This is a genomic window from Roseibium sp. LAB1, assembly GCF_054658235.1.
This window is the reverse complement of record NZ_BAAGIB010000002.1, coordinates 908228-932841: the sequence shown is the minus strand read 5'-3', so window position 1 is coordinate 932841 and position 24614 is coordinate 908228. Positions and strand designations below refer to the sequence as shown.

Sequence of the window (24614 nt, the reverse complement as noted above, 5' to 3'; positions counted from 1 at the left end):
CCGCCGGACTCAGCGAAGCGAAGATCCAGGGATCCGGGATTGGGGGCCAGGTTGAGAGGGTCGAGCCCGGTCCACGGCAGTTTGATTATCCGGACAACCGCTCAAATCTTCGCAACGTCACCAAACTGTCGCGTCTGTCACGTATCGGAAGGCAGTTTATTGGCGCAGGTGACCCGGGAGAAAGACATGGCGCAAAGCACGCTCACCGCATCGAAGAAACGTCTCAAGAATGCGGTTCACCGTTCTGAAGCAACCTCCAAGGACGGTTTTCTAGAGCGCCTGTTCACATTCGCCTTCAAGGGCCTTGTCTATCCGCAGATCTGGGAAGATCCGGATGTCGACATGAAGGCTCTGCGCCTGACGCCGGACTCCAGAATGATCACGATCGCGTCGGGTGGCTGCAATGTCATGTCCTATTTGACGGCAAACCCGGCCGAAATCACCGCTGTGGACCTCAATCGCGCGCATGTTGCGCTGGGCCGGTTGAAGCTGGCGGCGGCCAAGCATTTTCCCAATTACGAGATCTTCTACAGGTTCTTTGGCGAGGCGGACGAAAAGGCCAATGTCGCCGCCTATCAGCGTTTCCTGAAGGACCAGCTCGATCCTGAAACGGTTGCCTACTGGGAAGGCCGGGATCTGGCCAACTGGGGACGCAAGCGGATCACGTTGTTCTCGCGCGATCTCTATCACCATGGCCTCTTGGGATATTGCATCGGTGCCGGTCACCTGATCGCAAGGCTTTATGGCATCGACCCGAAGTACATGGTCAAGACCAAGTCGCTGGAAGAGCAGCGCACTTTCTTCGACACAGCGCTGGCGCCGCTGTTCGACAAGCGACTGGTGCGCTGGGCAACCTCGAAGAAGATGTCACTCTATGGCCTCGGCATTCCGCCCGCGCAATATGATGCGCTGGTGTCCGCCAGTGCCGAAGGCGACATGTCCGCGGTGCTGCGTCAGCGGCTTGAAAAGCTCGCCTGCGACTTCTCCATGCAGGACAATTATTTTGCCTGGCAGGCCTTCGGTCGCGGCTACGCTCCAGGCAATCAGGAAAGCACCGGTCCTGCAGGGCCTTTGCCGCCGTATCTGAAGCGGGAGCATTTCGAGGAAATCCGCCAGCGCGCCGGCCGGGTGCGGGTGCTGAACCGCAATTTCACCGAGCACCTGCAGACCGTGGCGGACGATACACTCGACGCCTATGTCCTGCTGGACGCACAGGACTGGATGACCGATCATCAGCTCAACGCGCTCTGGACCGAGATTACGCGCACCGCGCGTCCGGGCGCCCGGGTGATCTTCCGCACGGCTGCCGAACCGACACTTCTGCCGGGCCGTGTTTCCGACCGGATCCTCGATCGCTGGACCTATGAGGAAGAGGAGAGCCTGCAGCTTGGTCGTCAGGACCGCTCCTCAATCTATGGTGGCTTCCATCTTTACGTGTTCAACGGCTAAGCTGGCCCTCCAGTCTACGGAACAACAGCGTCATGACCCAAGCTGTCGAAACGGCCCGGCTGATGGATGCCGTCTACCGCCATCAGCGCCATTTTTACGATCTGACCCGCAAGTTCTATCTGCTCGGCCGCGACAGGCTGATCCGTGACCTCCAGCCACCGCGCGGCGGTGTTGTGCTGGAACTTGGCTGCGGCACGGGCCGGAACCTCGTTGCGGCCGCAAAAGCCTATCCGGACGTACGCTTCTTTGGTCTCGACATTTCCCGGAACATGCTGGAGACCGCGCAGAAGAACATCGACAAGGCAGGCCTGACGGACCGGATAACGCTTGTGGAAGGCGATGCCGCAAACCCGGCGGCAACGGAAGGACTGGGCGTTCCGGCTTTCGACCGCGTCTTTTATTCCTATACGCTGTCCATGATCCCGATCTGGCGCGAAGCGCTGGCGGCAGGTGCTGCCCGGCTGACGCCAGACGGACGTGTTCATGTGGTCGACTTCGGTCAGCAGGAACGTTTGCCTGGCTGGTTCAAGCGCCTGCTTTTCGCCTGGCTCAAATCCTTCCACGTGTCTCCACGGCCGGATCTGGAAAAAGAGCTGAAAGGCTTGGCTGCCGGCATAGGAGGGGAGACCGTGTTTCATCGCCTTTACGGCGGCTATTCGGACTATGCGGTGATCACGAAATCGCAATGACCGAAAGAGGTGAACCAACGCCGCTGCAAAACCTGCGTTGAGGTCACGGACAACCCTGTTCCGCCCAAAGCCGCAATGCGTCCTTGAAGGCACCACCATAGGGGTGCTGTTTCGCAACTGCGCGTGACTTGTTGGCGACATAGGTCTTGGCCTGGTCACACAGGTTCGCCTGTTCCCATTGATGGCAGGCAGCGCAGGTCTTGTCTTTCCAGACCGCTTCCGGCAGGCCCTCGATGGGCGGGAATTTCGGAGATCCGGTAATCAGCTCAGAAATGCTTCGGCTGGCGATATCCGGCTCTCCCATCGCGAGCGGTGCGTTGAATGCTATGACGGCAGACGCTTCCCCAGGATCAGAGGCAGGGGAAACTTCTTGAGCGGTTGCCGGCGTGTCTTCCCGCTTTGCCTGATCGGCGACCGGGTCCGTGCTCTGCTCCTTGTTCGCGATTGTCTGCAATTCAAGGCGTGCGAGCTCGGCAAAGGCACCATTGGGATATGCATCCAGATAGGCTTGATAGGCGCTCGCGGTCCCGTTACGGCGCGCTGTCTCGATCATGTCCCGCTCGCTCGTCTGGGGTGTGGCAGGTTCGGCTTTCTGTTGCGGGGCAGGTGTTGCTTCCGCGGTGGGCTGCGTTTCCTTTTCCATCAGAGCCGTCAGGAGTTTCCTGGCTTCTCCGGAGTATCGGCTGTCCGGGTGTGCACGCAGGAACAGAAGGACCTGCAAAGGATCCTTGCTGAGTTTCACCGAATCCCAGATCTGGCGCAGTTCGACTTCTTCGGCGGAGGGGGCCTTGGCGGGGACGAACTGGAAGTCAACAGTGAGGGATGAAGTATCCCACGGGGTCTGCTGGTTGCCGGTCTCCTTCAGAACATCGACTCGAACTGCCTTGAAAAGGGTCTCGACGGGCATGCCGGGCGTCGGCATGTGCCGGGCCAGCGCTTCTGTGAACGGGCTATTGCCGCCGGTTCCGTCGAGAGCGATGTCGCCAGGCGCCGTCGAATAGGCCAGGAAGGTGCCCCTTGGAGCTTTCATTTCCGCCAGACCGTTGTCGCTCAGGTCCGGGATCGAAACGAACGGATTGTTTCGGCAGGCATCCAGAATGACGATGTTGGTTCGGTTTCGGGCGGAGAACATCTGCCTCAAAACGGCCTGGGCCGGAACACCGACCAGGCTGAGGTCGGCAGCGTCCTGAAGCTCGATGTCGACTGGAAGCAGAAAGTTTGCACCGAAGGACTGAACTCCGTGTCCCGCATAGTAGAACAGCCCGGTTGCGTCCTCTCCGGCGGCCCGTAACCGGCTGCCAAACCGGGAGATTGCCGTGATCATCTCGTTCTGGTTCGAGTCGGTGACAAGCGTGACGTCGAAGCCGACCTCTCTCAGCGCATTGGCCATCAGATCCGCATCGTTTACGGGATTGTCCAGCGGCGTAACCGTCGTGTAGGCGCCATTGCCGACAACCAGCGCCAGCCGCGGTTCCGCGTATGCCCTCTCGGGCAGGGTGCCGATGGTCAGTATCAGCGCCATGATGAAACCGATGGTAAGGCGGTGCATGGTGGTCCTATTCGACAACGACAAACTCTATTCGCCGGTTGCGGTGTTTTCCTTCGGCAGACGTGTTCGGGGCGACGGGACGGCTCTCGCCGTAGCCGACACTCCTGATCCTGCTATCGGGAACGTTCTTCGAGACAAGATATTGTTTGACCGCATCTGCGCGACGCTCAGACAAACGCTGGTTCGACGTATCGCTGCCGTCACTGTCGGTGTGTCCGCCGACCTCAATGGTCAGTCCCGGGCATCTCGTGATGATGTCGACGAGGCTGTTCAACAGCGGTTCGCTTCGTGGGTCAAGCTGTGAACTTCCACTTGGAAAATAAATATTGTCCGTGCGGGACAGGATCTCGAACCGGCCGGTGCAGGCTTCACTGTCCAGGTTGCCTTCCGGTTCCAGCGCGGTGCTTGCCGCCGATTGGGAAGCTGCGACCTGTGGGGCCTTATCGCCCGAAACACTCTGAACCGGTTCACCGGCTTTCCGCGCGAAGACGAAATCGAAGGAAACCGTTGCCGAGGGTACGATCACCACACCGGCGGCTTCCTCGAGTTTCTTGATGCCGCCTCCGAGTGCAAAGTCCGAAGCCGCAACGGAAATCGGTGCGGTGCTCGAAACGGCAACCAGATCCTCACTCAGATAGGTAACGGCGACATTTGACTGGAATGATTTGGAAACTCCGTGGAGGTCCAGATTGAAGGAGAGCGGTATTATCTTGCGTTTCGCAGTCGGAAGGTCGGCAAGAGCGGACGCGTCGATTTGTGTCGTGATGACGGCTTCGGGAAACTCGAAGGTCTCGAAGAACAGGAACCGCATGCGCACGTTTCTGAGGTCGATCTTTGTATCGATCGAGTCCAGAAAGATGCGCACTCTGGCGTTGCCGGTTTCGTCTATGCCGCCTTCAAATTCGGCAAAGGCGCTCGATTCGACGATTGTGAGGTTCTTGACCGACTGGAACCGCAAGGACGATGCATCCCGTTGCAGGGTCCAGCCGCCTTCAAAGAATTCTTCCGATGCAGTGGCAGGGGACTGAAAAAGGGCAACTGTCACCAGTGCGAGGAAGAACATTTTCCAGGCGAACCGCACACCATTCATCTTCCTACCCCTTCAACCCGGACGGCGTTGACCGCCACTTTTCCGTAACGTCCTGAAAGTTTTACAAAGTTGGCGAGGGAATGCAACGTACCGCTATCGGGTTTCCCAGGTTGGTCGCTCAATTTGGTAAAGACGTCAGTTGCCCATTGAGCCACGATGCATGTCAGCGATAAGTCCGCTCTTCGATCGGCGTCTTCCTTATCTTTTCGAGCAACATGTCGAGAAGAGCCTGTTCGGCGCGATTGAGTTTTGCTTTCGGGTTCCAGACCACATGTACATCGATCTCCGGCAGCGCGTCATAGGGGGGCAGCTGCCACAGCAGTCCCTCGCGAACATCCCGCTTGGCGACGTGAACGGGCAGGGGGCCGATGCCCAGCCCGGCAATGATCATGCGCCGGACTTCTTCCAGGTTTGCCGAGGTGCCGACGATCCGGTCTTCCAGATCCGCTTCCGCGCGCATCAGCGTCACCGGACGCAGCGCGTCTTCCAGCCGGTCGGTGACGAAGCTGACGGCGGACTGGCCCGCAAGATCGGTCTTTGTCAGGTCGGTCTTGCCGTAAAGCGGGTGGGGCGGACCGCAGAACAGTCCGAAGAACTCCCGGAAAAGCCGCAGATATTCAAGCTTCGGATTTCGCTCCCTCACCAGGCAGACGGCAAGCGAAGCCCGGCGTGAGGTGACGGCCTCCAGAGCGTCCTTGCTGGCGGAGACGTTGATGGTCAGCGTTGCCGCCGGGTGGCGTTCGTGAAACTCGCGCAAGGTGTCGTCATAGAGCGGCGAGACCACGTGACTGGCCATCGCGATCTCGACATGGCCCCGGATCTCGTCGGTGACGTCGCGCATCAGGGTTCCAAGCCGCAGGATCGAACCCTGGATCTCGATGGCTTCCTTCAACAGCAATTGGCCGGCTTCCGTCAGCTCGAACTGACCCGGCTTCCTGTTGATAAGTTTGCGGTCAAGCCGGTCCTCCAGCCGCTTCAGTGCGCTGGAAACGGTGGGCTGCTTGAGGCGCAGCCTGTCGGCCGCCCGCGTCACGCTTCCTGACTGGGCCAGCACGATAAAGGTTCGCAGCAGGTTCCAGTCCAGTTCGCGGGCAAGCCGTTCCGCCTGGATTGGACGCAATCGCTCAGTCATTGATCAGATCTATAGTTATAATTTCTACTATCTATTTGATCAATGAACACCCGTCTGCGACGCTGAAGTCAAGCAATTTTGACAAGGCATCGGGCAGGATTTGAGCGCATGAGCGTCGAGGCGCGGGAAAAACGGCAGCCATGGATACTTCTCTCCCCTGCGCTCACGGCAGTGGGGTTGCTGCTGTTCGTCCCGCTCATGTTCATCGTCGTTTATTCGTTCTGGCTGCGCACCGCCACCGGCGCCGATCAGGCGGGCTTCTATCTGGACAACTGGAACGAGGCGCTGACTGATCCCTTCTATCGGGACATCCTTCTCGGCACGCTGCGGATTGCGGCGATCACGACAATTGCCTGTGCCGTCATGGGCTATCCGGCGGCCTATTTCATCGCCCGCTCGCGCGGCAACAAGGCCTTGCTGCTGCTGTTGCTGATGCTGCCTTTCTGGATCAGTTACATCATCCGGACCATGTCCTGGATCAACATCCTGGGTGTGTCCGGTGCGGTCAACTGGGCGCTGCTCAATCTCGGCATCGTTTCCGAACCGGTCCAGATGCTTTACAACGAGCCAACGGTGATCCTGGGCCTCGTGCATTTCCTGCTGCCCTTCATGGTGCTGAACGTCTATGTGGCGCTGGAAGGGATCGATGTTTCGCTGGAGGACGCGGCCTGTTCGCTCGGCTCCACACGCTGGCAGGCGTTCCGGGAAGTCACCTTGCCGCTGTCCCTGCCAGGGCTTGCTGCGGGAGGCCTGCTCTGCTTCGTGCTGAGTGCTGGCACCTATATCACTCCGTTGGTTCTGGGTGGTCCGACGGACGCCATGTTCGCCAATCTCGTTTTCGAGGCGATCATCACCCAGCTCAACTGGCCGCTCGGCTCGGCGCTCTCGCTCATGCTGCTCGCCGTCCTCGGCGCCCTGGTCCTGATCTACAATCACTATCTCGGCATGGGCCAACTGATGAAGGGGCTTGGCTGATGGGGTGGCAACTGATCCGGGCCTATACGCTGCTGGTCTATCTGTTCATGTTCCTGCCGGTCGCGGTGGTGGTGCTGCTCAGCTTCAACGCCAGCCAGTTCGGCAGCTTTCCGATGACCGGCTTCTCGTTCCGCTGGTTCGTCGAGCTGGCCGGCAATGACGCCATCCTGCGGGCGTTCCAGACCTCGATTGTCCTTGGTGCGCTGACGGCGCTGATCTCCACCACACTGGGCGTTCTGGCAAGCCTTGCCCTGGTGCGCTACGAGGTGCCCGGCCGCAACCTGATCTCCACCCTTCTGATCGCTCCCATCCTGGTGCCTGAGGTGGTGCTGGCGGTTGCCCTGCTGCTGTTCCTGAATTTCCTGTCGATCAACAAGAGCTTCTTCCTGCTCCTGATGGGGCACGTCATCTTCACGCTGCCTTTCGTCATCCTGGTGGTGCAGGCCCGCCTCGTCGGCATTCGCCGCGACTATGAGGAAGCCGCGCTCAGCCTTGGCGCCAGTCCGGTGCAGGCCTTCTTCCAGATCACGCTGCCCCTGCTGGCACCGGCGGTCTTCGCCGGCATGCTCTTCGCCTTCACCATCAGCTTCGACGACATCACCGGCACCTTGTTCTGGAAGCCGGGCGGGGTTGAAACCGTGCCCACCCAGATCTTTGCCATGCTGCGCAATTCCATCTCTCCTGAGATCAACGCGCTCGGCACCGTGATGATTTTCCTTACCGTCGGCCTGCCGCTTCTCGGGCTCGCAATTGCCCGGCGGATGGCCATGCAGCGCGGCGGTTAGAACCGCGCGATCAAAGCAAGAAACCGACAGAACCAGAGTGGAAAACAAGATGGACAATACCAAACGCTATGAGCGTCTGCGCGAACGCTATCTCAATGGCGATCTCGACCGCCGCAAGTTTCTCGGCCTGATCGGGGCAGCCGGTCTCGCCTACGGGGTGCAGACACCCTTTGCCCGCCATGCCATGGCTGCAACCGAGGAAGTCCGCTTCGATGGCTGGGGCGGGGTCGTTTCGGAGGCCTTCCGCAAATATGCCTTCGATCCCTATACGGAAAAGACCGGTATCAAGGTTGTCGACGGAACGTTCGGTGGCGGTGACGAATATCTCTCGCGCGTCAAGGCTAGCCAGGAAGGCGAATACAACATCGCTCACCTGTCCGGCGTCTTCGACTACGCGCGCTATGTCAATCTCGGGCTGAACTCGACCCTCAACGAGGACAACATCCCGAACCTGAAATACGTGATCCCGAAGCTGACCGACGTCTTCCGTGGTGTCACCGACGGCAAGCTGTCCTGCGTGCCCTATGACTACGGCACCACCGGCATTGCTTATAACCGGAAGTACATCTCCGACGACGAGGCCAAGGAGAAGGGCGCGAAGCTCCTGATCGACGAAGCCTACAAGGGCAAGATCGGCGGCTGGTCTGACTGGCGCACGCGCATCTGGTATGCATCGCTGCAGACTGACCAGGACCCGAACAACGCAACGGATATGGATGCCGTCTGGCAAGCCGTGCGCACCAACCGCGATCTTCTCTTGAAATACTGGCAGTCCGGTGCGGAGCTGATGAGCCTTCTGGCGGAAGAGGAAATCTACGTCACCGAGGGCTGGTCCGGCCGGATCTACGCCCTTCAGGAGCAGGGCCACGATATTGGCTACATCGATCCGCCCAACGGTTTCGGCTGGCAGGAATGCCTGTTCGTGATCAAGGGCTCGCCGATGGAAGCATGTGAAGAGCTTCTGAATTTCATGCTGGCGCCGGAAACCTCCATTGCGGTCGCCGAGGGGCAGAACTATCCGCCCGCTCTTGACCCGACAAAGGTCGAGCTCGGCAAGAAGATCCCGACCCTTCCGGCGTTCGATCCGACGGGAACCCTCGACGGTCTGACTTTCGCCAATCCGGAATACTGGAACAGTCACGAACAGGACTGGTCCAAGATGTTCGGGCGGATCCAGAAGGGTTACTGAACCCGGTACGGCCCCATCACTGACCCAGCACCTTCCGGCAGTTGCTGCCGGAAGGTCGTCTTCTCCCCAGGACCTGGAGAATTTGCGTGAGCGCGGTTTCCCTCAACAATATCGTCAAAAAGTTCGGCGGCTTCACCGCTGTTCACCGGATGAGCATGGATATTCCGGACGGAAGCTTCGTAACCCTGCTCGGCCCCTCCGGATGCGGCAAGACAACAACCCTCAGGATGATCGCTGGCCTCATCGACCCCACCGAAGGCGACATCACCATCAAGGGGCAGCGCATCAACGATGTGCCGATCCACAGGCGGAACCTGGGGCTGGTCTTTCAGAATTACGCGCTCTTTCCCCACAAGACGATTGCCGAAAATGTGGCCTTCGGCCTCAAGTACCGCGACATGCCCAAGGCGGAGGCCGAAAAAAAGGTGCGCGATGTCCTGGAGCTGGTGCAATTGCCCCACGTCGGCGACCGCTATCCCAAGCAGCTGTCCGGCGGCCAGCAGCAACGTATCGCACTGGCCCGTGCCATCGTTATCGAACCGGATGTCCTGTTGCTGGACGAGCCGCTGTCCGCGCTCGATGCCAACCTGCGGGAAGACATGCGTGTCGAGCTGAAGCGCATCCAGCATCAGATCGGCATCACCACAGTCTTCGTCACTCACGACCAGTCGGAAGCGCTTGCCATGTCCGACCGGATCGTCGTCATGTCCAACGGACGGGTGGAGCAGATCGGTACGCCGCAGGAAGTCTACAATACGCCTGCAAGCGAGTTCGTCTCGCGTTTCCTGGGCATTTCCAACATTCTGTCCGCCACTTGCCAGGACGTGAACGGGCAGGAGCTTTCCCTCGAGCTGCCTCATTTCGGCAAGGTCAACGTACCCAGGGAAAAGGCCCCCAATGTAACGCAGGCCGGTCCTGCACAGCTTGTTATCCGGGCCGAGAAACTTCTGCTGGCGGAAAAATCCGCTCCGGCGGATGATCGCATCGCACTCGACGGCACAGTCGAGGCGGTGGACTACCAGGGTCAGGCGGCGCGATATTTCGTACGCGTCGGCGACCAGCAACTTCAGGTGATCAACATGATCGATCAGCATCCTTTTCAGGAAGGTACGGATGTTTCCGTGCGCTTCCGCCCGCGCGACTGCGCAGCCCTGCCTGGAGCTGCTTCATGAGCCGTCAGGAAACCTCTCATCTGTTCTATCAGTCCCGCCAGCGCCGGCCCGTTCTGGACCAGGCACGTGGCGTCTACATGTGGGATGTCGACGGCAAACGCTATCTCGACGGCTCGTCCGGGGCGATGGTCTGCAACATCGGCCATTCCAACCCGCGCGTGCTGGAGGCGATGCGCAAGCAGATGGACAAGTCCACCTTCGGTTATCGCCTCCATTTCGAAACCGAATCTGCCGAGCTTCTGGCCGCCAAGACCGCCGCACTGGCACCCGAGGGGCTTGAAAAGGTCTTCTTCGTCTCCGGCGGGTCGGAAGCAGTGGAGAGCGCCATCAAGCTGGCCCGCCAGAACGCAATCGCGATCGGCGAGGCACAGCGTTACAAGATCATCTCGCGCGAACCGAGCTATCACGGCTGCACCCTCGGCGCGCTTGCTCTGACGGGCTATGCCCCGCTCACCGCGCCTTTCGATCCGATGATGCGACCGATGCCGAAGATCCCGGCACCGCGTGCCTATCTTGACGGGCTGGACCCGGAAGACGAAGCAACGGGCAGGCACTATGCAGACATGCTGGAAGCAAAGATCCTTTCCGAAGGTCCTGAAACGATCCTGGCCTTCATCGTTGAACCGATCGGCGGCGCGTCAACCGGTGCGCTTGTGCCGCCCAAAGGCTACATGCAGCGCATTCGCGAGATCTGTACGCGCTACGGCGTCCTGCTGATCCATGACGAGGTCATGACCGGAGGCGGGCGCACCGGCAAATTCTTCGCGGGTGAACACTGGAACGTGGATCCGGACATCCTTGTGATCTCCAAGGGCTTTGCCGCAGGCTATGCCCCCCTCGGGGCCATGATCGCGCATAAGGACATCGTCACCAACGTGCTCGACAACGGCGGCTTCCTGCACGGCTTCACCTATGCCGGCAATCCGCTTGCCTGTTCGGCGGGTCTTGCGGTGCTGGAGGAGATCGAACGGGAAAACCTTTGCCAGAACGCGGCTGAGACCGGGGCACTCCTGAAGAGCGAACTGAAGAAGCTGATGGACCGCTATTCGATCATCGGCGACGTGCGCGGCCAAGGGCTGCTGTTGGCCTTCGAACTGGTTGAGGACAGTGCAAGCCTGAGACCGCTCGCGAAGGAACTGAACGCCTTCAACGAACTGGTCGACATCGCCTACGAAAACGGCCTCATCATCTATTCTCGCAGGACGCGGGGCGGCTACAGCGGCGATCATTTCCTGATCGCACCGCCCATGATATCGACTGCGGATCATGTTGCCGAGATCATCGAGGGCCTCGACCTTTCCCTCCGCCAGTTCCTGGACAGGATTTCGGGGCAACAGGCCAAAGCCAGCTGAAAATCAAGACATGACAGACAAGATCATCATCACCTGTGCCGTCACGGGCTCCATTCACACACCCACAATGTCGCCCCATCTGCCGGTGACGCCCGCCGAAATTGCAGGCCAGGCCATTGGTGCCGCCGAGGCGGGTGCGGCCATACTGCATCTGCATGCGCGCAATCCCGAAACGGGTCAGCCGTCTGCCCGGGAAACCGACTTCATGGCCTTCCTGCCGGAGATCAAGGCGGGCTGCGGCGCAGTGCTCAACCTGTCCACCGGAGGCAGCGCCATCATGAGCCTGGAGGACAGGCTTGCAGGTCCGCTCAAGGCCGAGCCGGAAATGTGCTCGCTCAACATGGGCAGCATGAACTTCGCGCTCTATCCCTTGGCCGACCGGTATGACACTTGGGTGCATGATTGGGAGCAGCCGTTCCTGCGCGGCACGGACGATCTCGTCTTCAAGAACACGCCACGGGATATCGAGTTCGTGCTGACCCGGATGGGCCAGCAGCGCGGCGCGCGCTTCGAGTTCGAATGTTACGACGTCGGCCATCTCTACATGCTGCGCCACTTCGCTGACCGGGGCCTCGTCAAGCCGCCGTACTTCATCCAGTTCGTCTTCGGTGTTCTGGGCGGTATTGGCGCGGACCCGGAGAACCTGCAACACATGAAGCGGATGGCGGACAAGCTTTTTGGCGACGACTATATCTTCTCCGTCTTGGCAGCCGGCCGCCAGCAGATCCCCTTTGCTACCATTGCCGCCAGCATGGGGGGGCACGTGCGTGTCGGGCTGGAAGACAACCTTTATATTGCCAAGGGTGAGCTCGCCCGCTCCAACGCAGAGCAGGTCACCAAGATCCGCCGGATCGTCGAGGAGCTCGGACGCAAGGTCGCCACGCCGGAGGAAGCCAGGCAGATGCTCGGCCTCAAAGGGGCCAGCGGGACGGCCTTCTGATCATGAGCGGCATAACGATCAGGCGGGCAGAACGGGCTGACGCCGAAAGGCTCCACACAGCGCTGCTCCAGCTTTCCGCTGATATGGCAGACACCCATGTTGCAGGTCTCGATGACGTCATCCACCATGGTTTCATGGAAGCGCCAGCCTTCTTCGCACTGCTGGCAATCCGGAACTCTGACGATCGAACACTCGGCGTATTGCAGGCCTCACCGGTCTTTTCAACGACGCGCGGCGGAACCGGCCTTTACGTCTCGGATCTCTGGGTGGATGGAGAAGCGCGCGGGGAAGGGCTGGGCCAGCGCCTGCTTGCTGCCAGCCTTGACCTTGCCCCCGAAAGCTGGACCCCGGTGTTTCTGAAGCTCGCCGTTTATCACGACAATCCGGATGCTCGCCGCTTCTATGAACGCCTCGGCTTCCAGCCCCGGACAAACGAAACCGTCTTCGATCTGCGTGGACCTGCCCTGACCAAACTGAGGGACCGCTCATGAGAGCCATTTTCGACGACCGCCAATGGGTGCATGACCCCAAGCATTTCATGGCAAACGGAACCAGGCTGGCCAATCCGGAACAGCCGAAACGCATCGAGGTCCTGACAGCAGGTGCCAAGGCAGCCGGCTGCCGTTTCGAAGCGCCTGACGATCACGGCCTTGGACCGATTGCGGCGCTTCATTCGGCTGAATACCTGGTGTTTCTGCAAACGATCCATGAACGCTGGAGCCGGATCGAGGGAGCATCCGACGAGGTCATTCCGAACATTCATCCGGACCGGCGCACGGCAAGCTATCCGCGCTCGGCGGTTGGTCAGGCAGGTTTCCACCAGGCCGATACCAGTTGCCCCATCGCCGCCGGCACCTGGGAAGCGGCCTATTGGTCCGCCCAGAGCGCGGTTCAGGGCGCGGACTTGATGGTGGCCGGTGAACAGGCCGCCTATGTGCTGTCACGCCCGCCAGGGCACCACGCCTTTGCCGATCTGGCAGGGGGGTTCTGCTTTTTGAACAACTCCGGAATTGCCGCCGAAAGGCTTTTGAAGGCGGGCAAGCGGCCGGCGATCCTCGATATCGACGTGCACCACGGCAACGGCACGCAAGGCATCTTCTATGAGCGCGGTGATGTGCTCACCGTTTCGTTGCATGCCGATCCGGTGCGTTTCTATCCGTTCTTCTGGGGACACGGCCACGAGCGCGGAGAAGGGGAAGGACGAGGCTGCAATCTCAACCTGCCCCTGGTGCGCGGCACGGGAGATGAGGACTATCTGAAAACCCTGGAAACGGCATTTGATCACATACGGGCATTTGGTGTCGACATTCTTGTTGTTGCACTGGGTCTCGATGCATATGAAAAAGATCCCCTCAAGGGTCTCGCCATCACCACGGCCGGGTTCGGACGGATCGGTGCCGCCATTGCGAAGCTCGGCCTGCCGGTGCTGTTCGTGCAGGAGGGTGGCTATCTTTCGGAAGAATTGGGCCAGAACCTCACCAGTTTTCTGACAGGCTTCCAGGACGCATGATTGAATCATCGGACTTTCTGATCATCGGTGGCGGCATCGCCGGCACCGGGGCCGCAGCGCGGCTTGCACCGGAGGCAAAGGTCACGGTGCTGGAAATGGAAGATGCGCTTGGCCGTCATGCGACCGGCCGCTCCGCCGCCATCTTCATCCGCAATTACGGGAATGCCACGTTGCGGGCATTGAATGCCGCTTCCGAACCGGTTCTGAAAAATCCGGAAGGGATTTGCGAAGAAAGCCTGCTGTCGCCCCGGGGTGAAATGCTCATTGCGACCGAGGACGAACTGGACGCCTTCCAGGCCTACCTGGACGGTGCCGACGGCATGGAGGTGCTGACGGCTGACGAAGCTGTCGCCTTGTTTCCCCTGCTTCGCAAGGAAACGATTGCTGCCGCTGCCATTGAACGGGATGCACAGGATATCGACGTCGACCGGCTGTTGCAGGGCTTTGCCCGGCTTGCGCGCAAGGCTGGGGCGCGGTTCGTCACCGAAGCTCCGGCACAGCGCATTCTCAGGAGCGGAGGTCTGTGGCGTGTCGAGACGCCCATGGGCGCGTTCGAGGCTCCGGTTCTCATCAATGCCGCCGGAGCCTGGGCGGATCAGATCGCCGGTCTGGCGGGTGTCCGCAAGGTCGGCCTCGTGCCCATGCGCCGCTCGGCCGCTATCGTGCCGCCACCGGACGGCGTCGATGTCACGAAATGGCCGCTTGTCGCCAGTGCGTCCGAGCAATGGTATGCCAAACCGGATGCCGGCAAATTCATGGTCTCGCCCGCCGATGAGGACCCTGTCGAACCGCATGACGCCTGGGCCGACGACATGGTTCTGGCCGAAGGTCTGCACCGGTTCGAACAGGCCGTAACCATGCCCATCACACGCGTGGAGCGGAACTGGGCGGGCTTGCGCAGCTTTGTGGCTGATCGCACGCCCGTGGTCGGGTTCGCACCGGATGCGGAAGGGTTTTTCTGGCTTGCCGGTCAGGGTGGCTACGGCGTACAAACAGCGCCGGCTCTCTCCCGGCTCGTAGCGGATCTTTGTCTCAAGCGTCCGAGCGAGCTGCCCGAAACGGTAGTGACCGCTCTCGATCCCGCCCGTCTGTTCTGACCGGGTGTCTCTTTCAAGACTAGAAGGAATTCAATCATGTCCGACATCAAACGGCTGGAAGTTGGCCCGCGCATGAGCCAGGCAGTTATCCACGGCGGTCTCGTCTATCTTGCCGGCCAGGTCGGCAATCCGGGCGATACTGTCACCAACCAGACCCAGACCATCCTGGAGCGCATCGACGCCCTTCTGGCGCAGGCCGGAAGCGACAAGAGCCGCATCCTTCAGACCACTATCTGGATGGACGACATGAAGGATTTTGCCGAGATGAACAAGGTCTGGGACGCCTGGGTGGATCCGGCCAATCCACCGGCACGGGCAACTGGTGAAGCCAAGCTGGCCGCACCGGAATACAAGGTCGAGATCATCGTCATCGCGGCGCTTGCCTGAAGAGGCCTCGGCGGGTTCGCAATTGCAGGGCCGGCCTGACCTAACCAATGTCATCCCGGCTCTCGCTTTACTGTGTCCGGGATGACGGACTGATTGCGCGGACGTAACTCCTCAAGATTTTCGGCAGCGTCCGCGATCTGCTGCAGAACTTTCTTCGCATCGGTGATCTCGTGAGCCAGCAGCAAGGCGAGCTTGGCAAGGTAAAGCTCACGCGTTTCGGCATCCACCGCATCCAGTTGCTCGGCCAGGGCTTCATAAACGGTTTCGAGATCGGCAGGCGTCATGATTGTCCTCCGGCTGTTGCACGCTCGAGAGCCTGACGGATGGCATCCGGCGAAGCGGCCTTCCAGCGTGCAGCAATATGCATGTCCGGCCGGACGAGATAGGCACTGCCTGTGGAAGCCGCGAGCACTTCCGCCGCTTCAGAGCCCGTCTGCAGGACAATCGGTGTGAGACCAGGCCCGACAACCTGGTCTGCCAGCCCCGCATCGAAAGTGATCAGCGAGAAACCACTTGCGAGCCTGTCGGACAGAAACTCGTCACCGACCCTTGCATCCGGCACCACCGCACCGGGTTTGGGGCCTCCGTCAAAGCCGGGATCGTCCGGGCAAACCACTGGGCTGTGCGCATAGGTGTAGGGAGTCATCTGCCTTGGGTTGGCGAGTTCTCCTGCGAAGGGGTGGCTGAGTGAAAGATTGAGCGCGGCGTCGCGCATCAATTGCCAGCCTGTTGTCGGCGGTGTCATGAACCGGGCGGATTTGGACGCGTTCACGAAGACGTCCAGCGTCGCGCCGCGCCGCTCGGGCGTATAGCTGTCCAGCAGATCAGAACCTGCCTGGCCCTTCAGCACCCAGGCCAGCTTCCAGGCGATGTTATGCGCATCGGCAAGACCGTTGTTGAGGCCGCGCACGCCGAAGATTGGCACGATATGCGCGCTGTCGCCGATGAAGAACACCCGGCCGTCTCGGTAGTCGTCCAGTGCCAGGGTGTTGGCCGAATAGATGCTCCACCATTCCAGGTCCCAGTCACCGGCATAACCGATGTCCGCCAGAACTGCGGCAACCGAGGCCCGCACGGTGTCCTCGCGGACAGCCTCGGCTTCGTCCTCGCCATCGCTTAGCTGATAGTCGATGCGCCAGATGTTGTCGGGCTGCTTGTGAACCAGGATCGTTCCACCACGCCGGCAGTCGGGATCGAACAGGGCCCGGCGGATCGTCGGGTAATCGTGCTCCATCCGGACGTCGGCAATCACGTAGCGACCTTCGAAATTCTCGCCCTTGAGGCGCAGGCCGCGCAGCCCTCTGATGGTGCTGCGCGCACCATCCGCCGCAAGCACCCAGTCGCAACTCAACTGGTAGCTGCCAAGAGGATCCTCGATCGTCAGACGGACGCCCTGGTCCTGATCTTCGAGGTCCGAAACGCGGCTTTGCCATCTCGTTTCGATCAGCGGCTCCCGCGCGATCGCATCCCACAGGAACTGCTCGATGTATTGCTGCTGGAGGTTATACATCGGCCGGTACTTCTCGCGCGGACTGTCCGGCATCTCGAATTCCAGGATCTGCCGGCCGCGATAGAAGCTGCGGCCCGTGGTCCAGCCGAGTGATTTTTCGAGAAAGGGCGCGACCGCTCCAAGCTGGTCCAGGATGTGAAAGCTCTGCCGGGCGATGCAGATCGCGCGGCTGCCGTCGTTGAAGGTCGACTTTGCATCGATGAGGACCGACGGTATCCCCTCCCGGGCCAATGCCAGCGCGGCAGTCATGCCCACCGGGCCCGCACCTGCGATGGCGACGCGCACAGGCTGGCTCAGATGGGTGCGGTTCGAAGGCGCTTCGAAATGCGGATAGGTGAAATAGAGCGAGTCCGTTTCGGCACGTCCGGCTGGCCGCATCTGAGTATCCTCCCTGATCGTCACGGGAAGTCTAGGAGGTTGGCCGCACCGCGTCTGTCCCCTTTTGGGGAGGACATGCTATCAGCGTTACATGAGCACTTCGGACAGCATCAAGACTGCCAGCCACATTGAAGCCTGCCTTGCGGATCTGGGTACGGATCGATTCGCGCAGGCTTTCGTTGCTTACGTAGAAACGCTCGGCGTCGACCAGATCATGGTGTTTGCCATCGACAAGACCCAGGCGCGCTGTCTGCTGTCGTGGCACTTCAGCCGCTCCGCCTTGGCCGGTAAACTCGCCGAAACCTACCTCGACGGCTGGTTTCTCAAGGACCCGCTGTTGCCCGACCTGATGGCCGCACCGCCTCAATCGGTGACATTGAGCCGGCTGGACGAGATCGAAGGGCGGATGAGTGCGGATTATCGGAGGCTTTTTTTCGAAAATCCCGGCATGCTGGCAAAGACGACACTGCTGGCGGTCGGTGAACGGCTGAGGCTCTTCGTCAGCTTGTATCAAGGTGACGCGACAGCGCCCTTGTGCGACCCGGATCTGGCACGCCTCGCCGGACGTCTGGCTCTAATGCATTTCGAAAAGGCTTCGGACACGGACGTGCCACCGCCTCTGGCAGCGCTCAGCGATCGGGAGCGTTCGGTGTGTCTGGGCATCCTGTCCGGACGCAAGGCGGAGGCGATTGCGGCGGATCTCGACGTCGCTCCCTCGACGGTGATCACCTACCGCAAACGCGCCTACGCCAAGCTTGGCGTTACCTCCAGAGCGGGGCTCTTTGCAATCTGCGGGAAGTAATCGCGTCATGCGGCTCAAGAACGGCCGCCCGCACTTCCTGCGCTCAAGGCATTCATCTGTCTTGCCGTTTCTTCGTCCGCGGGAAAGAACGCCTCGATGGCGATTTCGGACAAGGTGACATCCACGGCCGTGCCGAACACCGTCGTGGTGCTCAGGAAGCTCAAGGTTCCGTTGGGGCCTTGCAGATAAAGCGGAACGGCGATGCGTCCCTTCTGTGACGGTACCTCGGTCCGTGATTTGCGCGACCGCTCCGGAGCCATTTCGGCGAGTTCCTCCCTGAGCGCGGCAAGCTTCGGGTCGGCGGACTGATCTACCTCATGTGCGAGGCGTGCAAGAATATGGGCGTGCCATTCACCGAGGTTGAGGATGCGCGGGGCCAGGCCATCTGGGTGCAGGCTGAGGCGAAGCACATTTACCGGTGCTTCCAGCAGGTGCGGCGCGACGCCGTCCAGCAAGGCAAAGATCGCCTGATTGGCGGCCTGCAGCTCCCAATGCCGGTTCACGGCAAGGGCAGGGTGGGGCAAATGTCCGTCGAGGATCTGCCGGACAACAGCGGTTGCCGCGGCAAGTTCAGGCTCATCCAGCCCGTGCTGCGGATATTGCGGGGCATGGCCTGCCGCAACAAGAATGGCATTGCGTTCACGCAAGGGGACATCCAGCTGTTCCGCAAGATGCATCACCATGTCCCGGCTTGGACGAGACCTGCCCGATTCCAGAAAACTCAGGTGGCGCTGAGAGATATCCGCTTCACTGGCCAGTGCAAGCTGGCTCATTCGCCGGTGTTGTCGCCACTGGCGCAGCAGGTCACCCGCCGTTTCCGCTGTTCGTTTCATGAGCATTACCTTGCCGGTGCAGTTTCGAAGATTCAATTACCTGCGAAGTAATCGACTTCAGAACATCGATTGGCAATCCTCTTGTCATCGCCACTTGCAGCGTGCGGGTGGGCTTCAGGATTGGAGACAGATGATGACCAAATCGAATTCAGGTGTTCCGTTACAGGTGGTTCTGAGGTTTGACGCGCTCACCTGTGCGGTGATGGGTGTCCTGCTGGTCGGCGCATCCGGATGGATCGCCGGATTGACGGCACTTCCAGGCGTGCTCCTGTTCTGGGCAGGTCTGGCCTTGTTTCCGGTAGCGGTTTTCATGGGAGTATTCGCTTTTGCCGGTCAGGTGCCTGTCTGGGCGTCAAGCCTGGTAGTTGCCGGCAATCTTCTTTGGGTGCTGGCCAGTTTGCTGCTGCCGTTGACGGGCCTGTTTGCGCCCAATGTTCTGGGCTGGGCGTTCCTGTTGGCGCAGGCCGTCGTCGTGCTCTGCTTCACCTGGCTGGAGTGGAAAGCTGCAAGGCCGCAGCCCGTCATTGCGCAACCGCTTGCTTGAAGAGGCCGGACCATGACCTGTTACGCCATCGGCCATCTGCGCGAAATCGAAATGGGGCCCGACATCGTGGCCTATCTGGAAGGGATCGACGCAACGCTGGCACCGTTTGACGGACGTTTCATCGTCCATGGCGGTGAGAAATGTCAGCTGGAAGGCACGTTTCAGGGTGATCTCATCGTGATTGCCTTCCCTGACCGGGGACGTGCGGAGGCCTGGTACGCATCGCCAGCCTACCGGAAAATCCTGCCGCTGCGCCTGAACAAGGCGGTTGGGGAGGTGTTCCTCATCGAAGGGGTAGATGCAGACCACAAGGCAACGGATGTGCTGCTGTGATCTCGCGACACTCAATTCGCGCTCAAAAAAGGCCGATCCGTTTCAGCGGAGCGGCCTTTCGCTTTGAAATCCCTGCCATAAGTCTAGAAGCTGATGGCAACGCCCATCAACGGGCCGTGCGTGACCGTGTCGTAGGTGAAGGCGGATTGTCCGGACTTGCCGTTGTCGTAGTCGACGCCGATCGCCTTGTACTGCAGATGCAGAGCGACACGTTCGTTGAAGTGGTAGCCGACACCGCCCTGAAGGCCCCAGGTAAACTCCGACACAAGACCGAAGCCACCGACATTACCGCTACCGAAAAGTGACCATTTCGGCGCGACGAAAACCTGCCCACGGACACCGATTACCGGGTCGATCCACTGTTCGGTTACTGTCCGGGTGAAGGTGTTGGCCGGCGTGTTGGCGCTGACCTTGAGTTGGTTGTACCACCAGCGGCCCCCGGCATAGGCCTCGGCCCAGTTCTTGTCCTGATGCCAGAAGCGGTAGCCGAAGAAGGCTTCGGTCACCAATTGCTTGACGCCCGCGTCGATGGTGCCGCCGACGCGGGGGAAGCTGCGGCCCTTGCCCAGGTCCATATAGGCCGTGTCCAGCGATGCGCCGAAACGATTGTCGTAAAGCGCCTCGACATGCCCCATCGCACCGAATTGCAGGTTCTCGAAAATGGTTCCTGGCGACACGTCCAGTGACGTGTTTGGCAATCTGCCGACGCGGCTGTTGCCCTGAATGGTGGGAGCAAGCAGGTATGGCGCGACAATGAATTTCCACGTTCGCTCGACACGCACATCCGGTGTCTCAACCGGTGCAGGGGCTTGTGGTAGATCGGCAGCCTGCGCTCCCCCTGTCAGGAGACAGGCGAAAATCAGTAAGTGTGTACCTTTAATCATCATTCCCCCACCCCGTGGCCCTATTTCGGGAAAAGAAACGTCACGGCAGCCCGCGCGCCAAAGCCTTCCGGACCGTTGTCCGAACTTGCCGCATAATACCGCACTCCAGCCTGAATACTGATAGGCTGTTTGTCTATCGTCACCAGTTTGGCAACCATCGCATTGATTGGAACCGACCATTCGTTCGAGGTCCAGTCGTAGGTGGATTCCGAGTTCAGCGTGAACGTCCAGGCATCGGTGGTCGTGTAGGACAGGAAGGGCTGCAGGAAGGTCGAGTTGACATCGCCGCGGTTGTCGTCACCTGCATAGGACCAGACATGGTTGGCAAGCCCGCCGTAGGTCCACGGCCCGGACTGGCGCAGCACAACGCCCGTCGGTCCGGCACCCCACTTGCGGGTGCTCAGAAGATCCTGGGTTCCGGTAGGCAGCAACAGCACCGGGCCGACGCCCCAGATGATTCCGCCGGCAGTCGGTTCCTTGGGGGAAAAGAATAAGCTCTGCGTGGTATCGCTGAGACCGAACTGCGTGCCTGAATTGCCGGCGATGTCGTCCTGCCAGACCACGGGCACGATCGTCCGCGAGATCAGATTCCAGTGCTCGTTGAGTGAAATCGGAATAACCGGCTGAATGTTCAGCGTGACCTTGTCGCCGTCCGACGGGCCAAATCCGTGATCGTAGTTCCACTGAAACGGAACGCTGATTAGCGAAGCCACCGGGTTGGAAAGCTTCTTGGCCAGGTCGGCATCCTGTGCACCTGCGGGTGTCATCTGGAAAACAAGCGCCAGGATACTCCAGGCAAAAAACTGCTTCATGCCACATAACCTTCCATGCCGAGGGACAACCTGCAGCTTTCGCTGATGCCCTAATCACTGATGGTACCCGGAGGCGTCGTCTTGAGGCCTCGGATGTGTTTTGAAAAAAAGCAATCAGAAGTGTAACACGGTTTTCCTGCCTACTGCTGTGAAAGCTGTTGTTTGTAGGATTGCAGCGTCGGATCCGAGGGATTGGCGACCAGAGCTTTCTGCAAACTGAACTGCGCACCGGCCATGTCGCCGATCGCCATCTTGATGCGTACCTGCATCTCCCATGCATTGATCATTTGCGGGTCCAGTCGAGTCACTTCCTCGAACGCGGCTATGGCTGCCGGGATATTGCGAAGGACAAGAGCCGTACCGCCAAGCACAAGCTGGGTTTCCGGAAAGTCCGCCTTGTTCGCGAGCGACTGCTGCCATTCAGTGGTGGCACGGGAAGCCGCGTCGGCCATTTTGCCTGGCATGTGGGCGATCGGGGCGCCGATCATGAGGCGGGCCGCGGCAATCCGAACGGATTTTACCGGATCGCTCAAGGCGGGGATGATCCGAGGAAGCCGCTGGGTTGGCGGAACCTGTTGCTGCAGCGACAGCGCCCCGGCGCGAACCATGGGGTCTGGATCGGAAATAAGGTCGGTGACGGCCTCGGCGATCTCCGGTGTTGCGACAGGCAGCAGCAGGTCCAGCGCGCTTGCCCGCACGATACCCGGGTAGCTGCTCTGGCGGGCGACTGCCAGAAGGTCCGTGGCGTTTACGCCCGGGTCCTGCCGAGCGGTTGAAAAGACCTCCGCGAAATGCGGGCCGCGGTGACGGCTGTCCGGAAACCGTTTTTCAAGTTCTTCGGCCGCCCAGGCAGCCGACTTGTCATCGTGGCAGTCGCTGCAGGCGTTCGGCGTTCCGAGCTTTTCCGAAAGATCCGGCCGCGGAACACGGAAGGAATGATCCCTTCTGCCATCGGTGCCCATGTAGACGCGCTCGATCATGTGGCAGGATTTGCACTCGGCAGCCGGCGTATCCGGCTGGTGGAAATGATGCGAAGGGTCGTCGTAAAGCTTTGCGGTCAGAGATGGGAACGCCTCGTTGCCTGCAGCGCTGTGACACTGGGTGCAAACGGCGTTCCCTTCCGCACGTAGCGCACCGCTGTGCGGTTCGTGACAATTGCTGCAGCCGACGCCCTTGGCGTACATCTTTGACTGAAGAAACGAGCCGTAGACATAGACCTCGTCAAGGATCTGACCGTCGGCATGGTAAAGGCCTGCCCGGAGTGGCGACAGGCGGAAGGCATCAAGGAAGGGTGTCCCGGGAACCGGGTTGCCATCCTCAAAGGCTTCGCGCCGGGAATGACAGCCTGCACATTGCTGGATTTCCGCTTCCGGCCGGCCTTTTTCAAAAACCGGCAAAAGACCGGACGGGCCGGTTCCGGGAAAGGGGCTTTCGGCGTAGGCGTCAGCGTCTTTTGCCCAGGCCAGATGGGCCGCGCCCGGCCCGTGACAGGCTTCACAGCCGACCCCGATTTCCGCCTGCATGCTGGAATAGGTTCTGGTGCCGGGGTCGTAGTTCTTTTCAAAGCCGGTGGCGTGGCACTCGGCGCAGCGGGCGTTCCAGTTCTTGTAAGGACCGGTCCAGTGCAGACCGTCATCAGGAGGGGGAGCGTCATCGCCATAGAGGTGATACCAGCGCTTCTTCTGCTGGTCCCACACCACATCGAAGGATTGAACCCGGCCCGGTTCCGTTTCGACCAGATACTGCTGAAGGGGTGCGATACCGTCGACACCGATCACCTTGAAGGTCTGCGTTTTACCCGGAACATCCGTAGTTTCGATGAAAAAGTCGCCGTCCTTCGTGAAAAAGCGGCTGGTGCGGCCCTTGTGGGTGAATTTCGTATCGTTGAAATCCGCGTCGACGGTCTCCGGTCCGGGCTCCATCCAGGCATGTGCATGGTCGGAAAGACGCCATGCCCTGGTTTCTGCCTCATGACATCCGGCACAGGCTTGCGTCCCGACATAATCGGGAACCTCTTGCGATCTGGCTTCATTTGCGAATGCAAGGCATGTCCAGGCACTTGTGAAAATGACGAACAGGTGTCTGAACAGCAGCATTTATCTCTTTCCGATTGGCTTGGCCGATGGGGCAGCATGCAGTGATATTATTGGTTCGGAAAGATCTGCTTCCAGTCGTCTTTCATGCTGATGATGTGCCAGCCTTCTTTCGAGGCGTCGTCCAGGCCCTTGTCCAACGTGCCGAAATGGGTATCGCGATCATAGGCATATTCCCTGTCGGCATCGTCGTGATGGACGAACATGCCGAGGCGCTTGCCCGACCCTGCGGTCGTATATTGCAGCATCTGAAAGTCACCGTCTGAATTGCCGAACGCCGCTAGCGGGCGCTTGCCGATATGGGTCAGGATCCCGACGGGCTTGCCAACCTTGTCGTCGACAAAGGCAATCTTGGGTGTCCGCATCAGGCTGGGAACGCCGTCGATGACCTTGTACTCGGTGACAATTGACGATCCGACCACTTGCTCGGGCGGTATCCCGTAGATCTTTTCTGTCCAGGGACGCATGAATTCGATGCCACCACCAGAAACGATGTAGGTCTTGAAGTCGTTGGCGCGCAGATAGGCGAGCAGTTCCAGCATCGGTTGATAGACAAGTTCGGTATAGGGCTTGTCGAATTTCGGGTGTTTGGCAGTCGCGATCCAGTCGGTGACGATCTTTTCGAATGCGTCCGTGCTCATGCCGGCATGGGTCGCAGCGACAATCTCCATCAATCCCTTTTCACCGGCTTTGCCGAGCGCTTCCATGTCATTTTCCAGAACGGCCTGAAACGGTTGGGTCGTCTTCCATTCGGGGTGGTCGGGCGCCATGGCCTTCACCCGGTCGAGCGCGAACGCAAGCTGGGTGTAAAAGGGATGTTCCACCCACAAGGTGCCGTCATTGTCGAAGGTTGCGATCCGGTCTCCCGGCGCCACGAACTCCGGACCGCCTTCCGCTGTAACAGCTTCAACGAACTCGACGATCGCCTGCTTGTTCGCTCCGTCGTTCCAGGAGGGCAGCGGATCGGTCTGGGCAAGGGCGTCCGCCGCCCAGAAGCTGACCGCCACCAGGCAGGAAAGCAATGCACTGAAAAGGGATTTGGCCTTCATGGCAGACACCTTCTAGTTTGGCGATTTTTGGTAGATGCCCGCCCCGATTTCGCGCGGGGC

General features: G+C 60.1%; 25 protein-coding genes. 15 read left to right on the top strand and 10 right to left on the bottom strand.

From position 1 onward, the window contains the following. The first annotated feature begins 186 nt into the window (after positions 1-186). Complete coding sequence (locus ACYQ54_RS14200) at positions 187-1449, top strand: BtaA family protein (RefSeq protein ID WP_460083343.1); 1263 nt, start codon at positions 187-189, stop codon at positions 1447-1449. A 32-nt stretch (positions 1450-1481) separates the two neighbouring features. After that, on the top strand, positions 1482-2138 hold the full coding sequence (locus ACYQ54_RS14195) for a class I SAM-dependent methyltransferase (RefSeq protein ID WP_460083341.1): 657 nt from the start codon (positions 1482-1484) through the stop codon (positions 2136-2138). 43 nt (positions 2139-2181) lie between these two features. Here the strand turns inward: ACYQ54_RS14195 and ACYQ54_RS14190 are convergent, their stop codons facing one another. The 3 genes from ACYQ54_RS14190 to ACYQ54_RS14180 form a co-directional block, all read right to left on the bottom strand. Then, a complete protein-coding gene (locus tag ACYQ54_RS14190; RefSeq protein ID WP_460083339.1) occupies positions 2182-3687 on the bottom strand; it encodes a caspase family protein in 1506 nt (501 codons plus the stop codon). Positions 3688-3694: 7 nt separating this feature from the next. Then, positions 3695-4777, bottom strand: coding sequence for an OmpA family protein (locus ACYQ54_RS14185; RefSeq protein WP_460083338.1), 1083 nt, complete (start codon positions 4775-4777; stop codon positions 3695-3697). 163 nt (positions 4778-4940) lie between these two features. Next, the gene (locus ACYQ54_RS14180) at positions 4941-5909 is read right to left on the bottom strand and encodes a LysR family transcriptional regulator (protein ID WP_460083336.1); all 969 of its coding nucleotides are present in this window, start codon (positions 5907-5909) and stop codon (positions 4941-4943) included. A 108-nt stretch (positions 5910-6017) separates the two neighbouring features. Between ACYQ54_RS14180 and ACYQ54_RS14175 the strand changes: the two genes are divergently transcribed. The 10 genes from ACYQ54_RS14175 (at position 6018) to ACYQ54_RS14130 (ending at position 15316) form a co-directional block, all read left to right on the top strand. Beyond that, positions 6018-6884 carry an ABC transporter permease gene (locus ACYQ54_RS14175; RefSeq protein WP_460083334.1) on the top strand — a complete coding sequence of 289 codons (867 nt, stop codon included), beginning with the start codon at positions 6018-6020 and terminating at the stop codon, positions 6882-6884. After that, positions 6884-7669, top strand: a complete 786-nt coding sequence (locus tag ACYQ54_RS14170; RefSeq protein WP_077290682.1) for an ABC transporter permease — start codon at positions 6884-6886, stop codon at positions 7667-7669. The genes ACYQ54_RS14175 and ACYQ54_RS14170 overlap by 1 nt, the downstream gene beginning before the upstream one ends. Positions 7670-7718: 49 nt before the next feature. After that, positions 7719-8858, top strand: a complete 1140-nt coding sequence (locus ACYQ54_RS14165; RefSeq protein WP_229003065.1) for an extracellular solute-binding protein — start codon at positions 7719-7721, stop codon at positions 8856-8858. Positions 8859-8944: 86 nt separating this feature from the next. Next, positions 8945-10030: an ABC transporter ATP-binding protein gene (locus ACYQ54_RS14160; protein ID WP_460083332.1), complete on the top strand. Its 1086-nt coding sequence runs from the start codon at positions 8945-8947 to the stop codon at positions 10028-10030. Further along, positions 10027-11382 carry an aminotransferase family protein gene (locus ACYQ54_RS14155; protein ID WP_460083331.1) on the top strand — a complete coding sequence of 452 codons (1356 nt, stop codon included), beginning with the start codon at positions 10027-10029 and terminating at the stop codon, positions 11380-11382. The genes ACYQ54_RS14160 and ACYQ54_RS14155 overlap by 4 nt, the downstream gene beginning before the upstream one ends. 10 nt (positions 11383-11392) lie before the next feature. Beyond that, on the top strand, positions 11393-12322 hold the full coding sequence (locus tag ACYQ54_RS14150) for a beta-keto acid cleavage family enzyme (RefSeq protein ID WP_460083329.1): 930 nt from the start codon (positions 11393-11395) through the stop codon (positions 12320-12322). A 2-nt stretch (positions 12323-12324) separates the two neighbouring features. Then, positions 12325-12813 (top strand): N-acetyltransferase family protein, encoded by a 489-nt coding sequence (locus ACYQ54_RS14145; protein ID WP_460083328.1) that lies wholly within the window; start codon positions 12325-12327, stop codon positions 12811-12813. Continuing rightward, complete coding sequence (locus ACYQ54_RS14140; RefSeq protein ID WP_460083326.1) at positions 12810-13832, top strand: histone deacetylase family protein; 1023 nt, start codon at positions 12810-12812, stop codon at positions 13830-13832. Before ACYQ54_RS14145 ends, ACYQ54_RS14140 begins: the two co-directional genes overlap by 4 nt. Further along, complete coding sequence (locus ACYQ54_RS14135) at positions 13829-14929, top strand: NAD(P)/FAD-dependent oxidoreductase (RefSeq protein ID WP_460083324.1); 1101 nt, start codon at positions 13829-13831, stop codon at positions 14927-14929. Before ACYQ54_RS14140 ends, ACYQ54_RS14135 begins: the two co-directional genes overlap by 4 nt. Positions 14930-14965: 36 nt before the next feature. Beyond that, positions 14966-15316 (top strand): RidA family protein, encoded by a 351-nt coding sequence (locus tag ACYQ54_RS14130; RefSeq protein WP_330558947.1) that lies wholly within the window; start codon positions 14966-14968, stop codon positions 15314-15316. Between the two features lie 50 nt (positions 15317-15366). Here the strand turns inward: ACYQ54_RS14130 and ACYQ54_RS14125 are convergent, their stop codons facing one another. Both ACYQ54_RS14125 and ACYQ54_RS14120 read right to left on the bottom strand, forming a co-directional pair. After that, positions 15367-15600, bottom strand: coding sequence for a hypothetical protein (locus tag ACYQ54_RS14125; protein WP_460083323.1), 234 nt, complete (start codon positions 15598-15600; stop codon positions 15367-15369). Continuing rightward, positions 15597-17204 carry an FAD-dependent monooxygenase gene (locus ACYQ54_RS14120; RefSeq protein WP_460083321.1) on the bottom strand — a complete coding sequence of 536 codons (1608 nt, stop codon included), beginning with the start codon at positions 17202-17204 and terminating at the stop codon, positions 15597-15599. Before ACYQ54_RS14120 ends, ACYQ54_RS14125 begins: the two co-directional genes overlap by 4 nt. A 91-nt stretch (positions 17205-17295) precedes the next feature. On the opposite strand from ACYQ54_RS14120, the gene ACYQ54_RS14115 reads away from it, so the two are divergent. Further along, on the top strand, positions 17296-18006 hold the full coding sequence (locus ACYQ54_RS14115; RefSeq protein WP_460083319.1) for a helix-turn-helix transcriptional regulator: 711 nt from the start codon (positions 17296-17298) through the stop codon (positions 18004-18006). A 14-nt stretch (positions 18007-18020) separates the two neighbouring features. On the opposite strand, the gene ACYQ54_RS14110 is transcribed toward ACYQ54_RS14115, so the two are convergent. After that, complete coding sequence (locus ACYQ54_RS14110; protein WP_460083317.1) at positions 18021-18839, bottom strand: helix-turn-helix domain-containing protein; 819 nt, start codon at positions 18837-18839, stop codon at positions 18021-18023. A 133-nt stretch (positions 18840-18972) separates the two neighbouring features. On the opposite strand from ACYQ54_RS14110, the gene ACYQ54_RS14105 reads away from it, so the two are divergent. Together ACYQ54_RS14105 and ACYQ54_RS14100 are read left to right on the top strand one after the other, a co-directional pair. After that, entirely contained in the window at positions 18973-19383 is a 411-nt protein-coding gene (locus ACYQ54_RS14105; RefSeq protein ID WP_460083316.1) for a hypothetical protein, read from the top strand. A gap of 12 nt (positions 19384-19395) precedes the next feature. After that, entirely contained in the window at positions 19396-19716 is a 321-nt protein-coding gene (locus tag ACYQ54_RS14100; RefSeq protein WP_460083314.1) for a DUF1330 domain-containing protein, read from the top strand. Between the two features lie 83 nt (positions 19717-19799). Here the strand turns inward: ACYQ54_RS14100 and ACYQ54_RS14095 are convergent, their stop codons facing one another. The 4 genes from ACYQ54_RS14095 to ACYQ54_RS14080 form a co-directional block, all read right to left on the bottom strand. Beyond that, on the bottom strand, positions 19800-20600 hold the full coding sequence (locus ACYQ54_RS14095; RefSeq protein ID WP_460083313.1) for a hypothetical protein: 801 nt from the start codon (positions 20598-20600) through the stop codon (positions 19800-19802). A 20-nt stretch (positions 20601-20620) separates the two neighbouring features. Then, positions 20621-21412, bottom strand: a complete 792-nt coding sequence (locus tag ACYQ54_RS14090; protein WP_460083311.1) for a transporter — start codon at positions 21410-21412, stop codon at positions 20621-20623. 140 nt (positions 21413-21552) lie between these two features. Further along, a complete protein-coding gene (locus ACYQ54_RS14085; protein ID WP_460083310.1) occupies positions 21553-23508 on the bottom strand; it encodes a multiheme c-type cytochrome in 1956 nt (651 codons plus the stop codon). A gap of 47 nt (positions 23509-23555) precedes the next feature. Continuing rightward, entirely contained in the window at positions 23556-24554 is a 999-nt protein-coding gene (locus ACYQ54_RS14080) for an HAD family hydrolase (protein ID WP_460083308.1), read from the bottom strand. Positions 24555-24614 lie beyond the last annotated feature (60 nt).

Excerpts from the sequence above, each read along its gene's own strand:
- ACYQ54_RS14155 (WP_460083331.1), top strand. The coding sequence starts at position 10,027 with ATGAGCCGTCAGGAAACCTCTCATCTGTTCTATCAGTCCCGCCAGCGC.
- ACYQ54_RS14170 (WP_077290682.1), top strand. The coding sequence starts at position 6,884 with ATGGGGTGGCAACTGATCCGGGCCTATACGCTGCTGGTCTATCTGTTC.
- ACYQ54_RS14110 (WP_460083317.1), bottom strand. The coding sequence starts at position 18,839 with ATGAAACGAACAGCGGAAACGGCGGGTGACCTGCTGCGCCAGTGGCGA.
- ACYQ54_RS14200 (WP_460083343.1), top strand. The coding sequence starts at position 187 with ATGGCGCAAAGCACGCTCACCGCATCGAAGAAACGTCTCAAGAATGCG.
- ACYQ54_RS14140 (WP_460083326.1), top strand. The coding sequence starts at position 12,810 with ATGAGAGCCATTTTCGACGACCGCCAATGGGTGCATGACCCCAAGCAT.
- ACYQ54_RS14190 (WP_460083339.1), bottom strand. The coding sequence starts at position 3,687 with ATGCACCGCCTTACCATCGGTTTCATCATGGCGCTGATACTGACCATC.
- ACYQ54_RS14195 (WP_460083341.1), top strand. The coding sequence starts at position 1,482 with ATGACCCAAGCTGTCGAAACGGCCCGGCTGATGGATGCCGTCTACCGC.
- ACYQ54_RS14150 (WP_460083329.1), top strand. The coding sequence starts at position 11,393 with ATGACAGACAAGATCATCATCACCTGTGCCGTCACGGGCTCCATTCAC.
- ACYQ54_RS14100 (WP_460083314.1), top strand. The coding sequence starts at position 19,396 with ATGACCTGTTACGCCATCGGCCATCTGCGCGAAATCGAAATGGGGCCC.
- ACYQ54_RS14135 (WP_460083324.1), top strand. The coding sequence starts at position 13,829 with ATGATTGAATCATCGGACTTTCTGATCATCGGTGGCGGCATCGCCGGC.
- ACYQ54_RS14115 (WP_460083319.1), top strand. The coding sequence starts at position 17,296 with ATGAGCACTTCGGACAGCATCAAGACTGCCAGCCACATTGAAGCCTGC.
- ACYQ54_RS14185 (WP_460083338.1), bottom strand. The coding sequence starts at position 4,777 with ATGAATGGTGTGCGGTTCGCCTGGAAAATGTTCTTCCTCGCACTGGTG.
- ACYQ54_RS14125 (WP_460083323.1), bottom strand. The coding sequence starts at position 15,600 with ATGACGCCTGCCGATCTCGAAACCGTTTATGAAGCCCTGGCCGAGCAA.
- ACYQ54_RS14105 (WP_460083316.1), top strand. The coding sequence starts at position 18,973 with ATGACCAAATCGAATTCAGGTGTTCCGTTACAGGTGGTTCTGAGGTTT.
- ACYQ54_RS14145 (WP_460083328.1), top strand. The coding sequence starts at position 12,325 with ATGAGCGGCATAACGATCAGGCGGGCAGAACGGGCTGACGCCGAAAGG.
- ACYQ54_RS14095 (WP_460083313.1), bottom strand. The coding sequence starts at position 20,600 with ATGATTAAAGGTACACACTTACTGATTTTCGCCTGTCTCCTGACAGGG.
- ACYQ54_RS14090 (WP_460083311.1), bottom strand. The coding sequence starts at position 21,412 with ATGAAGCAGTTTTTTGCCTGGAGTATCCTGGCGCTTGTTTTCCAGATG.
- ACYQ54_RS14130 (WP_330558947.1), top strand. The coding sequence starts at position 14,966 with ATGTCCGACATCAAACGGCTGGAAGTTGGCCCGCGCATGAGCCAGGCA.
- ACYQ54_RS14120 (WP_460083321.1), bottom strand. The coding sequence starts at position 17,204 with ATGCGGCCAGCCGGACGTGCCGAAACGGACTCGCTCTATTTCACCTAT.
- ACYQ54_RS14080 (WP_460083308.1), bottom strand. The coding sequence starts at position 24,554 with ATGAAGGCCAAATCCCTTTTCAGTGCATTGCTTTCCTGCCTGGTGGCG.
- ACYQ54_RS14085 (WP_460083310.1), bottom strand. The coding sequence starts at position 23,508 with ATGCTGCTGTTCAGACACCTGTTCGTCATTTTCACAAGTGCCTGGACA.
- ACYQ54_RS14175 (WP_460083334.1), top strand. The coding sequence starts at position 6,018 with ATGAGCGTCGAGGCGCGGGAAAAACGGCAGCCATGGATACTTCTCTCC.
- ACYQ54_RS14180 (WP_460083336.1), bottom strand. The coding sequence starts at position 5,909 with ATGACTGAGCGATTGCGTCCAATCCAGGCGGAACGGCTTGCCCGCGAA.
- ACYQ54_RS14165 (WP_229003065.1), top strand. The coding sequence starts at position 7,719 with ATGGACAATACCAAACGCTATGAGCGTCTGCGCGAACGCTATCTCAAT.